The organism is Streptomyces racemochromogenes (assembly GCF_044129415.1).
Classification (GTDB): domain Bacteria; phylum Actinomycetota; class Actinomycetes; order Streptomycetales; family Streptomycetaceae; genus Streptomyces; species Streptomyces racemochromogenes_A.
The window spans coordinates 1-12072 of the sequence record NZ_JBBDHD010000167.1; the positions used below are offsets into that span (position 1 = coordinate 1).

Here is a 12072-nt window from a genome sequence, read left to right on the forward strand (position 1 = left end):
CCGCCGGCACCGGCCCGACGCCGTGGTCGTCAACGCGGGCCGCCCCGGCGGCGGCGACCTGGTGGGGGCGGTGGTCGGGGCGCGCCGCGAGGAGCCCTCCACCCCCGCACTCCTCTACACCAACCCCCCCCAACCCCACATGCGTAAAGCGTACTGGTGGGGTCGTATTTTTTAATAATAGACAGCGCGCGGCCCTGCCCCGCCCACGGCACCGCTCACCGGCCCGGCAGGGGCCGGCCGGAGGCGAGCCCGGCCCAGGGTGGCGGCGACCCGGGGCTGGGCGGCGACCCAGGGTGGGGCCGGGGCGGTGGCGGGCCAGGGCGGCGGCCCACGGTCGGTGGGGCCGGGTCAGGGGGTGTGGTGGCCGGGGGTGGGCGGGGGCGCGGCGCGGGCTCGGAGGCGGCGCTTGTCCGGCTTGCCGCGGTCCGTCAGGGGGATCTCGCGTTCCCAGAAGACCGCCGTCGGCCGGTGCGCGGGGGCGAGCTCGCGGGCCGCCAGCTCGCACGCCTCGGCGGCAGCGGCTCCGCTCGGGGCATGGCCGGCGGCCGGTACGAGGAAGGCGCAGAGCTCCTCACCGGTGGTCGCGCTGGGCCGTCCGACCACGACCGCCTGGGCCACGGCCGGGTGCCGGGCGAGCGCCGCCTCGACCGGCAGGGTGTGGATGTTGACCCCGTCGACGATCACGACGTCCTTGAGCCGGTCGTCCAGGTACAGGTACCCGTCGGCGTCGACGTGGCCGAGGTCCCCCGTCCGCAGCCAGCCGTCCCGCAGCACTTCGGCGGTCAGCCCGGGCTGGTTCCAGTAGCCGGTCATCATCGCCGCCGAGCGGATCCACAGCTCCCCCGTACGCCCCACGGGCAGGACCGCGCCCCGCTCGTCGCGCACCCGTACCTCCACCCCCGCGGCCGGGCGGCCCACGGAGGCCAGCAGTCCCGGCCGGCCGGCGACGGCCGCGTCGTGGTCGGCGGGGGTGAGGCGGGAGATCACGGCCGCCTCGTTCATCCCGTAGCCCTGCCGCCACCGCCCGCCCCAGCGGGTCACCGCCTCACGCAACCGCTCGGGAAGGATCGGAGAGGCCCCGTACGAGACGGCCTCCAGACCGGGGATGCCCCCGGCGGTCACCGGGTCGTCCAGCAGCCGGTACACCATCGGGGCCGTCAGGTACGTGGAGACCCGCCCCAGCCGCCGGCAGGCCGCCGCGAACTCCGCCGGCGTGAAGGGGTCGAGGATCTCCACCCGCCCACCGGCCCGCAGCTGCTCCAGGCACCGGCCGCCGGCCCGCTGGGCGAGGCTGGTCACCGAGAGGTGCACCGACTCCGTCCAGGCGGCCCCGCGCCTGCCGTCCCGCGCGGCCATGGCCCCGAACGTGGAGGCCACCCCCTTGGGCCGGCCCGTGGTCCCGCCGGTGTACGTCACCCGGGCGACGTCCTCCTCCCGGGCCCGCACCGGCACGTCGGCCGGCGCCCGCCCGGCCGCGCGGGCCAGCAGGTCGTCCAGGCCGAGCAGCGGCACACCCGTCGCCGGTACCGGGACGTCGTGCACCACCAGGCCGGGCAGGCAGTCCCGCAGGATGAACTCCAGCCCGTACACCGCCGGTCCGGCCACCACCTGGGTCAGCCGGGCTCCCAGCAGATGCGCGGCGATCCGCACCAGCAGCGCCTCCGGCCGGTTGCCGCCCGTCACGCAGGCCAGACCCGACCCCCGCCCGACGCCGGTCTCGGCCAGCGCCCCGGCCAGCCGGTGGACGGCGTCCAGCACCTCGGAGAACCGCAGGACCCGCGGCCCCGCCCCGATCGCGGGCCGCGCCCCGTGCCGCTCCAACGCCGCGACCAGCTCGGTCACATACCGCGCCGCCATCCGTGCATCCACCTCTCCGGCCCGCTGCCCGGCGGCCCCTCACCGGGCATCATGCAGGGACCGGCGGCCCGAGCGGGTCAGGACCGGGGTATGAGGGGCCCCAGGGTCCGGTCGAGTCCGTCGGCCAGCATGCCGAAGGCCCGGTCGGCGTCGCCGACGGCCGCCGGGTAGGCCTCCTCCGCCGTCATGCCCGCGGCCATCCGCCGCCAGTTCTCCCGGCCCAGCTCATGGCGGACCGCCACCAGATGTGTCGCGGCGAGGCGGGCCGGCAGCGGCTCGGCCCCCTCCGCCTCCAGGGCGGCGGCGAGCAGTTCCACCTCACGGGCGGTGTAGTGGGCGATCCGGCCCTCCAGGCTCGCGGTGGAGTACAGCAGGCCCTGGAACGCGAGGACGTCCGGATGGTCGCAGAGTCCGGTGATGGGGTCGCGCTCGGCGAGGGCCGCCAGGAAGTGGTCGTGGAGCGCGCCCACCGGCCCGCGGCCCGCCGGCCGGTCGCGCACGATCCGCGCCGCTTCGTCCTGATGGTCGGCGAACCGGTCCAGGACCAGGTCCTCCTTGCTCGGGAAGTACCGGAACAGGGTGGGTTTGGAGACCTCGGCCGCCGCTGCCACATCGGCCACGGACACGGCGTCGAAGCCCCGTTCCAGGAAGAGTTCCAGCGCCGTGGCCGCCAGCTGGCGTCGCGTACGCAGTTTCTTGCTCTCGCGCAGACCCGTCGTGTTCTCCATGCGACCACCGTAGGGGAAAATCACAACCAAGTCAATTTCTTGACCGGGTTGCATTTTCCTGTCCGACGCGCTTTCCTTGGTTCAGCGACGAAGGAATCGACGAGAGAGGACCCTTCCGATGACCGACGTACTGATCGCGGGCTCCGGCCCCACCGGACTCGCCCTGGCCTGCGACCTGGCCCTGCGCGGGATCTCCGTCCGCGTCCTCGACCAGCGGTCCGGCCCCCACCGGGAGTCCCGCGGCAAGGGACTCACCCCGGAGAGCCTGGAGGTCCTCGGCCGGCTCGGGACCGGGGAGCGGATCGCGGCCACCGGCACCCGCGGCCTGGTCCTGCGCAAGTACTTCGACGGCGCTCACGTCAACGACACACCGGACACGGGCGGCGGCCTCCTGATCGGCCAGTGGCAGGTCGAGGAGATCCTCCGCGACCGGCTCGCCGGGCTCGGTGTCCGCGTCGAGTACGGCACCCGGGTCACCGGGCTCGCCCAGGACCCGGCCGGGGTCACGGCCCGCCTGGCGGACGGCCGTTCGGTGCGCGCCGGGTACGCCGCCGGCTGCGACGGCGGCCACAGCACCACCCGTGAGCTCCTTGGCATCCCCTTCGAGGGGTACACCGAGGCGAAGGCGACGATGGTCGTCGGGGACGTGCGGGCCCCCGGGCTGAGCCGGGAGTACTGGCACCAGTGGTTCACCTCGGAGGGCGCCGGGATCATGCTCTGCCCGATGCCCGGGACGGACACCTTCCAGCTCCAGGCCTCCCCGGAGACCGACGGGCGGGGCGAGCCGCTGCCCGCCACCCTGGAGGGCTTCCGCCGGATCTTCGACCGGTGCGCGGGGGTGCCCGGCATACGGCTGACGGAGGCCACCTGGCTCTCGGACTGGCGGGTCAACGTCCGCCGCGCCGCCCGGATGCGGGAGGGCCGGGTCTTCCTCGCCGGGGATGCCGCCCATGTCCACCCGATCGCCGGCGGACTGGGCATGAACACCGGCATCCAGGACGCGGCCGCCCTCGCCCGCACCCTGGCCGCCGTCCCTACCGGCACGGCGGGGGCCGGCGCCCTCGACGGATACGAGGCCGAGCGCCTCCCGGCGGCGGAGCGGCTGCTGGCCGACACCACCGAGCGCCACCGGCGGGTCCTCGCCGCGGTCCGCGAGCCCGGCCGGGGAACGGAGGCCGGTATGCGCTGACGCCCGCGCGGTCCCGGCCCGGTCCCGCTACCTCACCGGGTGGGTACGGCGTCGCAGAGCGAGAGGGTGTGGATGCGGTCGGGGGAGCCCGGGCGGGCGTAGTACCAGCCCTGGGCCGTGTCGCAGCCGAGGGCCCGGAGCTGGGCCGCCTGGGCCCCGGTCTCCACCCCCTCGACCGTCACCGCCAGCTCCAGGCTGTGGGCCAGGGCGACGATGCCTTCCACGATCTTGACGTCCACGGGGTCGGCCGGCTCCTGCTGCATCCCCTGGGTGAAGGAGCGGTCCAGCTTCAGGACGCTGACCGGCAGGCGCCTCAGGTTGGCCAGGTTCGAGTAGCCGGTGCCGAAGTCGTCGAGTGCGATGTCCACCCCGAGGGCGGCGAGCCGGCGCAGCGGTTCGAGGAGTTCGTCGTCGGCTCCGATCAGCGCCGACTCCGTGACCTCCAGGCACAGCGCGCCGGGGGCCAGGCCCGAGGACTCCAGGACGCGCAGGGTGTCGGCGACCAGCCCGGGGTGGGTCAGCTGGGTGGGCGAGAGGTTGACGTTGACGCGCAGGGGCGCCCCGCCGTGCTGGCGCTGCCAGGTGCGGGCCTGGCGGACGGACTCCTCCAGGACCCAGCGGCCGAGCGGCACGATCAGCCCGGTCCGCTCCGCCAGCGGGATGAAGCGGTCCGGGCCGAGCACCCCGTACTGGGGGTGCGACCAGCGCACCAGCGCCTCCGCCCCGTGGACGGTGCCGTCGTGCAGGTGCACGAGCGGCTGGTACTCGATGAAGAACTCGCCGCGCTCCAGCGCCGCCGGCAGGGCGTTGGTCAGGCCGTGCCGGGTGATGGCGCGCGCGTCGGCCTCGGCGTCGGCGAACTCGAAGCGGTTGCCGCCGGCCGCCTTGGCCCGGTACATGGTGATGTCGGCGCTGCGCAGCACCTCCGCCGGGGTGCGCTCGCCCGCCGTGCCTTCGACGATGCCGATGCTGCCGCGCACCGACAGCTCCCGGCCTTCCAGCCGGATGGGTGTGGACAGCGCGGTCAGGATGCGGACGGCGAGGTCGGTGACCTTCTCCTCGGTCTGGGCGCCGGGGCCGGTGGTGAGGGCCACGAACTCGTCCCCGCCCAGCCGCGCGACGACCTCGCCCGGGCCGGTGGCGCAGCTCTGCAGCCGGTCGGCGACCTCCACGAGGAGCCGGTCGCCCGCCGAGTGGCCGAGGCTGTCGTTGACGGTCTTGAACCCGTCGAGGTCGAGGTAGCAGAGGCCGAAGCGGCTGCCGGGGGCGGCGTTCAGGGCCTTCTCCAGCCGTTCGAAGAACAGCGTGCGGTTGGGCAGCCCGGTCAGCGCGTCGTGGGTGGCCTCGTAGCGCAGGCGGAGGTTGAGCAGCCGGCGTTCGGTGGTGTCCTCCATCAGGGCCAGCTGATACTGGGGCACCCCGTCGGCGTCGCGGAGCAGGGACACCGTGAGGTTGGTCCACAGGACGGTGCCGTCGTGCCGGTAGTAGGGCTTCTCGACCCGGTAGTGCTCGCGCTCGCCGCGCACCAGCTCCCCGTACATCTTCCAGACGTGCGGGGTGTCGTCGGGGTGGCCCCATTCGCTGACGTTGCGGCTGCGGACGTGGCCTTCCAGTCCGCCGAACATCTTCAGGAGGGCGTCGTTGACCTCCAGGATGTTGCCGTCGAGGTCGGCGATGCCGATGCCGACGGCGGCGCCCTCGAACACGGCCCGGAAGCGTTCCTCGCTGGCGTGCAGGGCCTGCTGGGCGTCGATGCGTGCGGTCAGGGCGGAGCAGGCGATGGCCTCCTGCTCCCGCAGGGTCCGCTCGCGCAGCGCGCGGGCGTACCCGGCGGCGATGCCGTGCTGGAGCCGGGCGCAGCGGGAGCGGTACTCCTCGGTGCTCTCGCCGCGGTCGGCGGCGGCGTCCGGGCCGCAGTAGAGGACCAGGTAGGACTCGACGACGCCGAGGGTGCCGGCGAGGGCCTCGGGGTCGGTGCAGTGCACGGCGACGAGTTCGGCGCCCACGCCCTGGGCGACGCTCGCGTCGAAGGGGCGGGCGTGCAGGGCCTCGGTGAGGGTCCGGGCGAGCGGGACGAGGTGCTGTTCGAACTCGGGGCGGGTCAGGGAGGTGGCCGTGACCGGGAAGATGGCCCGTCCCCAGATGGTCGCGAAGCGCCCGATCCGGTCGTCGAGGTCGCTGAGCGGGTCGCGCCGGGGCGCCCGGCCCGCGTCCGGGACGGGCGGTTCGGCCCCGGCCGCCGGCAGCCGGGCGGGGGCAGGACCGGCGCCCCCGGCCGGGTGGTCCTGGCCGGGGGTCGCGGGCGGGGGCGTCGGGGCGGGGAGTCTCACGCCTTGCGTCCCACGCCGCCGAAGCCCGAGAAGGCGTACGGGTCTTCCGGGGTCTCGCCCTCCGCGAGCGGCCCGGTGCTGTCGGGGCGCCAGTCGGGCATCGAGACCAGGCCCGGCTCCAGCAGTTCGAACCCGTCGAAGAAGCCGGTGATCTCCTCGTGGGAGCGCATGACGAGCGGGTTGCGGATGTCGCGGTAGACGCCGACGGTGCCGGCGGCGACCTCCTCGCTGAGCGGGATGCCCTCGTAGGAGGCGTGGGTGAGGATCAGCATGCTGCCCGGGGCGAGGGCGTCGCGCAGTTCCGCCACGGCGGCGTACGGGTCGTCCGCGTCCTCCAGGAAGTGCAGGACGGCGACCAGCATCAGGGCGACGGGCCGGTCGAGGTCCAGCAGCCGGCGGACCTCGGGGGCGGCCAGGATGTCCTGGGGCTTGCGCAGGTCGGCGGCGACGACGCCGGTGCAGTCGTCGCCGGCCAGAACGGCGCGGCTGTGCGCGACGGCCACCGGGTCGTGGTCGACGTAGACGACGCGGGCCTCGGGGGTGGCGGCGCGGGCGATCTCGTGGACGTTGCCGAAGGTGGGGATGCCGGAGCCGATGTCGAGGAACTGGGTGATGCCCTCGGCCACGGCGTGGCGGACGGTGCGGCGCATGAAGGCCCGGTTGGCCTGCATGACCTTGGGCAGGCCCGGCATGAATTCCATGGCCCGGCGGGCGGCCTGGCGGTCGACCTCGAAATTGTGGGAGCCGCCCAGGTAGTAATCGTAGATTCGGGACACGCTCGGCACCGATATGTCGATGCCTGGCGGGGCCCAGGCGGGGCGTTCCATCGGGGTCTCCAAGCCGTTGTCGTGTCGTGGTCGTACCTGGTCCGCCCGGGGGTCGGGCGGCCGTCGGACTCCTTGTCCGAGCCGAATGTACTGATCATTGCCCAACAGGGCGAGCAAAAGCGGAAATTGCCGGTCCGTTCTTGGTCACACACCAAAGGCGTCGGAGGGCCTCCACGGACGCCACGGAAACCGACAAATACCTTTTGGGAATTGACCAACGTTCAATCACAACCGATCAGAACCTGTCTCAAACCTCACCGTCCAGGAACCGCCCGTTCGGGCGAACCGCCCTCCGCTCCCGCGTGCGCGGGCGCGGGCGAGCCCATGCTCCCCGGGTGAACAGAGCCTTAGCCAGACGCCTGCTGGCCGTGCCGGTCCTGCTGTGGGCGACCCTGTCGGCCACTCCGGCGGTGGCCGATAGCTGCGCCTACGCGGTGATCGGCACCGGAGACGACGCAGACACCGTCGAGGTGTACGCGTACGCCGGAAGCGGCGGCGGCGCGACCTCCCGGGGTGGCGGACATCACGGCGACGGACCCGGAAAGGGCCGCGGCCACGACAAGGGCCGCGGCCACGGGCACGAGCACCACTGCCCGCCGCCCCCTCCCCCGCCGTGCCCGCCGACACCCACCCCGACACCCACCCCGACGCCCACACCTCCCCCGCCCAAGCCGACCCCGCCACCCCGACCCACCCCTCCGCCTCCGCCGCCCCCACCGCCGGCTCCCGCGCCGCCCGAGCCCGCGCCCCCCGCGCCCGAGCCGCCCGCGCCGAAGCCCGCGCCCCTGGTGCACCGGGCACCCGCGCCCCCGCCGCCGCAGCCCGCTGCGCCCCCGCCGCCTGCCCCCGCGCCGAAGCCGCCCGCACCGAAGCCGAAGGTGCCCCGGCCCGCGTACCACACCGCGGCACGCAAACCGGTCGAACACCACATCTCACCGGTCACCTTCACCCTCATGACCGCCGCCCCCGCCGTGCTCGCGATTGTCGCGCTGCGCCCGCGCTAGGCCGCGCCCGCCACGCTCCGCCCACCGAACGCCCTGCCCACCGATTGGGAGCCCGTCTTGTCCGAATGGCTCGTCCTGACCCTCGCGATGGCCGCGGCATGCGCCGTGGTGCTGTCCATCGCCTTCTTCAACCACCGCAGGATCACCGAGGACGACGACCCGAACGAGACCCCGGACGTCATCGAGTACATGACGATGATGATCGGGGTGATCTACGCGATCGTGCTGGGCCTGGCGATCGCCGGCGTCTGGGAGGGCCGCGGGGCCGCCCAGGAGTACGTGCGCCAGGAGTCCCAGGCCCTGCACGAGATCAGCGTCCGCTCCGAGGTCTACCCGGCCGAGGTGCGCAAGAGGATCCGTGCCGACGTCGACGCGTACGTGACCTACGTGGTCGACACGGAGTGGGACCACATGTCCAGGAAGAACGAGCTCACCGACAGGAGCGCCGAACTGCTGGAGAAGATCCGCCGCGACGTGACGGACTACGAACCGCAGACCGACCACGAGGGCCAGGCGTACCAGCCCCTCGTCGACCAGGTCGCATTGGTCGACGACGCCCGCAACGCACGCGGCCAGAGCGCCGGGGCCACCATGCCGGGGGTCGTGTGGTTCGGGCTGATCACCGGGGCCCTGGTGACGGTCGGGCTGATCTTCACCCTGCAGATCCGCCGCTCCTTCCGCGAGCTCCTGCTGGCCGGCCTCTTCAGCGCCCTGATCGCCTTCCTGCTGTTCCTCATCTGGGACTTCGACGCGCCCTTCGGACGCGGGGTCGCCGCCACCGCCGAGCCCTTCCTCGCACAGTTCCCGCACCTCGGCCTGAAGAGCTGAGCGACCGGGGCGGGTGCGGGCCCGGCAAACCGGGGACGGGGGCCCGTCCCCGGTTCGGCCTACGGCCATGCCCCATTCGCACGCCCCTGATCGCGGGTCACCGGGCCGGGACCTAGCGTGGCGGGCAGCGAGGTGCACGACCCCCCACGTGCGGAAACGCTGCGCGACTGTGCCTCGCAGATCCGGAGGACCCGACCATGGGTGCGATACGCAGCTCCGCCACCGCCCTCCTGAGCGCCGGCGTCACGGGCCTCGCCCTCTCGCTCGGCGCCTTCGGCGTGCCCGCCGCCCTCGCGGCCGAGGAGGCGCCCGCCACCTCCTTCGCGTTCGCCGTCACCCCCTCGACGGTCGCGCCCGGCGGCACGGTCACCCTCTCCGTCAGCAACTGCGGCGCCGCCTACGCCACCGCCTCATCCGGGGTCTTCGACACCGTGACCATCGAGCGGGGCAGGACCGTCAAGGTCACCGTCGACCGCGACGCCCGGCCGGGCGCCCTGTACTCCGTCACCTTCACCTGCAACGGGGAGAACGGCTCCGCCGACCTCACCATCGCCGGGGGGACGACGAAACCCAGCACCAGCTCCACCACCGGCCCGCGGCGCACCCCCTCCCCGACCGCCACCTCCGGCACGGGCCTGCGCCCGCCGCCGCCCCCGGCCACTCCGCCGGCACGCACCACCCCGCCCGTCCGCACCACACCGCCGGCGCGCACGGCACCCGTCCCCCGTGCCACCGCGACCGCCACCGCCCGCGCGAGCACCGCCCCGCTCGGCGTCCGCGGCGGGATCGGCGGCAGCATCGCCGGAGCGGACCCCGCCGAACTCGCCGCGGGCGCGGGCCTCTTCATCGCCGCCGCGGGCGGTACGGCGTACGCCCTGCGCCGCCGCCGTGCGGCCCGCGGACACTGACACCGCCCGGGCCCCCGCCGACGCGGCCGGGCCCGGGGGCGGCGCAGCGCACCGTGGAACGCCTCAGGAGCGGGCGGCGGCGGGACGGCGGCGGCGCACCACGTGCACGCCCGCCCCGAGGGCCGCGGCGCCGACCAGCCCCGCCCCGATGGCCGTCTCGGCGGTGGACGGGCCGAAGGAGCCGCCGAGGCCGCCCTGCGCCCCGTTGCCCGCCAGGATCGTGAAGCGGTGCGTGGCGACGAGGCTGTTGTCGTGGCACTTGACCGACAGGGTGTGGTGGCCGGGCGACGCGTGGTTGAAGATCCGCACCGTCGCGAAGCCGATGGAGCCGGCCGACAGGTTGGTCTGCGGAAAGTTGCCGTGCGACCAGACCGTGCCGCCGTGGCCGCAGCCGGCCGCGCTGACCTGCATCGAGGCGCCCTGGTGCACGGAGTAGGGGTTGACCGTGACGTTGCTCGGCCCGTTGCCGCCGTTCGGATTGTTCGCGGCGGCGAACGGGGCACTGAGCCCGAGCGCGGCGCAGGCGGCCGCGGCCACGGTGAGAGCGCGGAAAGCACGCATGGTGGAACCTCCAGCGGGAGAACGCCCCGGAGCGGTGGCCCGGGCAGATCGACGAGAACGCCTCCCATCACGAACCCTCGCGGCGGCGCGCAGCCGGCGCATTTCCGCCCTTGGGCCGCCCGGTTGAGCGACACGCCGAGGCGCGCCGGGCTCATCTGACGGATCCGCAGGTCACGAGCCGTCAGACATTTATGTGATGATTACCTGGATGGCCGCACCCCGACCGGACGCACCACCCGTTCGCCCCTCCCCGATCGCCGTCCCGCCCTTCCAGCCTTAGCGTGCGGGAAGAAGGGCGTACAGGGGAGGGACTGGAACGCGGGTCGGGACCCCCGCGTCGGGAAGGGAGAGCCATGCTCGATGACGAGACCGAGCAGCGGCCGAGGAGACGCTCCCCATGGGGCGTGCTCGCACTGGCGCTGCTCAGCGGCCTCGCCATGATGCGGAACGGGGCCAACGTGGAGGACGGGCCGCCGCAGCCCACCGCGGCGGCGGCCGTCGCGACGCGCGCCGACCAGCAGCCGGCCAACGCGCCCACGCCGCCGGCGGACATGGAGGTGCTGGACCACTCGTCGGTGCAGCGCATCCGGATTCCCACGATCAACGTGGACGCGCCGGTGATGACGGTCGGGCTGGACGCGCAGGGCTGGATCGACGCCCCGCCACCGCAGGACCGCAACCTGGCGGGCTGGTACCTCAACGGCATCTCGCCGGGCCAGCAGGGGTCAGCCGTGATCGTGGGCCACGTGGACAACGCACAGGGACCCGCCGTCTTCTACGGTCTGGGCTCGCTGAAGCCGGGCCACCACATCGAGGTGGAGCGCTACGACGGCCGGACCGCCGTGTTCGAGGTGTACGGGGTGGAGGTGTTCGCCAAGGACGCCTTCCCCGGCGCCCGCGTCTACGGGGACACCGGGCACCCGGAGCTGCGGGTGATCACCTGCGGCGGCGGCTACTCCAAGGCCAAGGGCTACGACGGCAACGTGGTGGTCTTCGCGCGGATGGTGGAGGCCCGCTGAGCAAACGTTTCACCGCGCCGCGCCGCGCAGGGCCGCCCCCGTACGGCGGCCCTGCGCGGACGGGCCCGGCCTCAGCGGGGCGGCAGGACCGGGAGGGTCATCCGGTAGCCCCGCGCCAGCAGCTGGGGCAGGTACGCCTCCAGCGCCCGGACGCTCTGCGACCGGTCTCCGCCGGCGTCGTGGTTCAGCACGATCACGCCCGGCGCGGCCCCGTCCAGGATCCGGGAGACGATGGTGGTGGTCCCCGGCTCCGTCCAGTCGAGGCTGTCCACGGTCCAGGCGAGGGGTTCCATCCCCAGGTCCGCCCCGATCTCGAAGGCCGCCCGGTTCCACGCGCCGTAGGGGGCCCGGAACCACAGCGGGGGCTGCCCTACGGCCTGCTCGACGACCTCGCTCGTGCGCCCGATCTCCCACTCCAGCGCCGACCGGCTGAGCTGCGGGATCTGCGGGTGCGTCCAGGTGTGGTTGCCGATGACGTGTCCCTCGGCGGCCATCCGGCGCAGCAGGTCGCGGTTGTCGGTGGCCATCTCCCCGCAGACGAAGAACATCGCGCGGACCCCGTACCGGCGGAGGGTGTCCAGGATGGCCGGGGTGTAGCGGGGGTCGGGGCCGTCGTCGAAGGTGAGCAGCATGGCCCGGTCGCCCGCGGCCGGCCCCTGGGGCAGTTCCAGGATGGGGCGGGTCCGGACGGCCGGTTTCACGGCGGGCGGCTTGGCGGGCGCCTCGGCCGTCATCGGCTGGAGCCGGTGGGAGGCGCCGGGCAGCCCGTCCGGCTGTGCTCCCGGGGCGCCGGCGGCCGCGGGCCCGCCGGCGGGCGGCGC

Annotated in this window: 10 protein-coding genes; 4 read left to right on the top strand and 6 right to left on the bottom strand. The window is 74.3% G+C overall.

The window, feature by feature from the left end:
• Nucleotides 1–348: 348 nt before the first annotated feature.
• Together WDV06_RS33575 and WDV06_RS33580 are read right to left on the bottom strand one after the other, a co-directional pair.
• Nucleotides 349–1857, bottom strand: a complete 1509-nt coding sequence (locus WDV06_RS33575) for a class I adenylate-forming enzyme family protein (RefSeq protein WP_395513603.1) — start codon at nucleotides 1855–1857, stop codon at nucleotides 349–351.
• A 77-nt stretch (nucleotides 1858–1934) separates the two neighbouring features.
• Entirely contained in the window at nucleotides 1935–2585 is a 651-nt protein-coding gene (locus tag WDV06_RS33580; RefSeq protein WP_395513604.1) for a TetR/AcrR family transcriptional regulator, read from the bottom strand.
• 118 nt (nucleotides 2586–2703) lie between these two features.
• Here WDV06_RS33580 and WDV06_RS33585 point away from each other — a divergent pair, with 118 nt between their 5' ends.
• On the top strand, nucleotides 2704–3774 hold the full coding sequence (locus WDV06_RS33585; protein ID WP_395513605.1) for an FAD-dependent monooxygenase: 1071 nt from the start codon (nucleotides 2704–2706) through the stop codon (nucleotides 3772–3774).
• A 32-nt stretch (nucleotides 3775–3806) separates the two neighbouring features.
• Here WDV06_RS33585 and WDV06_RS33590 read toward each other — a convergent pair whose 3' ends face one another.
• On the bottom strand, nucleotides 3807–5936 hold the full coding sequence (locus tag WDV06_RS33590; RefSeq protein WP_395513612.1) for a putative bifunctional diguanylate cyclase/phosphodiesterase: 2130 nt from the start codon (nucleotides 5934–5936) through the stop codon (nucleotides 3807–3809).
• Between the two features lie 164 nt (nucleotides 5937–6100).
• Entirely contained in the window at nucleotides 6101–6931 is an 831-nt protein-coding gene (locus tag WDV06_RS33595; protein ID WP_395513606.1) for an SAM-dependent methyltransferase, read from the bottom strand.
• A gap of 1061 nt (nucleotides 6932–7992) precedes the next feature.
• On the opposite strand from WDV06_RS33595, the gene WDV06_RS33600 reads away from it, so the two are divergent.
• Together WDV06_RS33600 and WDV06_RS33605 are read left to right on the top strand one after the other, a co-directional pair.
• Nucleotides 7993–8763 (top strand): bestrophin-like domain, encoded by a 771-nt coding sequence (locus WDV06_RS33600; protein WP_395513607.1) that lies wholly within the window; start codon nucleotides 7993–7995, stop codon nucleotides 8761–8763.
• A 197-nt stretch (nucleotides 8764–8960) separates the two neighbouring features.
• Nucleotides 8961–9671 (top strand): hypothetical protein, encoded by a 711-nt coding sequence (locus WDV06_RS33605; RefSeq protein ID WP_395513608.1) that lies wholly within the window; start codon nucleotides 8961–8963, stop codon nucleotides 9669–9671.
• 63 nt (nucleotides 9672–9734) lie between these two features.
• On the opposite strand, the gene WDV06_RS33610 is transcribed toward WDV06_RS33605, so the two are convergent.
• Nucleotides 9735–10232, bottom strand: a complete 498-nt coding sequence (locus tag WDV06_RS33610) for a hypothetical protein (protein WP_395513609.1) — start codon at nucleotides 10230–10232, stop codon at nucleotides 9735–9737.
• Nucleotides 10233–10585: 353 nt separating this feature from the next.
• On the opposite strand from WDV06_RS33610, the gene WDV06_RS33615 reads away from it, so the two are divergent.
• Nucleotides 10586–11251, top strand: coding sequence for a class F sortase (locus WDV06_RS33615; RefSeq protein WP_395513610.1), 666 nt, complete (start codon nucleotides 10586–10588; stop codon nucleotides 11249–11251).
• Nucleotides 11252–11322: 71 nt separating this feature from the next.
• Here the strand turns inward: WDV06_RS33615 and WDV06_RS33620 are convergent.
• Nucleotides 11323–12072 (bottom strand): polysaccharide deacetylase family protein (locus tag WDV06_RS33620; protein WP_395513611.1); only part of this gene is annotated, 750 nt, incomplete at its 5' end.

Bases quoted from the DNA above. Each gene is read 5' to 3' on its own strand.
- WDV06_RS33605 (WP_395513608.1), top strand. From the start codon at position 8,961: ATGGGTGCGATACGCAGCTCCGCCACCGCCCTCCTGAGCGCCGGCGTC.
- WDV06_RS33575 (WP_395513603.1), bottom strand. From the start codon at position 1,857: ATGGCGGCGCGGTATGTGACCGAGCTGGTCGCGGCGTTGGAGCGGCAC.
- WDV06_RS33610 (WP_395513609.1), bottom strand. From the start codon at position 10,232: ATGCGTGCTTTCCGCGCTCTCACCGTGGCCGCGGCCGCCTGCGCCGCG.
- WDV06_RS33580 (WP_395513604.1), bottom strand. From the start codon at position 2,585: ATGGAGAACACGACGGGTCTGCGCGAGAGCAAGAAACTGCGTACGCGA.
- WDV06_RS33585 (WP_395513605.1), top strand. From the start codon at position 2,704: ATGACCGACGTACTGATCGCGGGCTCCGGCCCCACCGGACTCGCCCTG.
- WDV06_RS33615 (WP_395513610.1), top strand. From the start codon at position 10,586: ATGCTCGATGACGAGACCGAGCAGCGGCCGAGGAGACGCTCCCCATGG.
- WDV06_RS33595 (WP_395513606.1), bottom strand. From the start codon at position 6,931: ATGGAACGCCCCGCCTGGGCCCCGCCAGGCATCGACATATCGGTGCCG.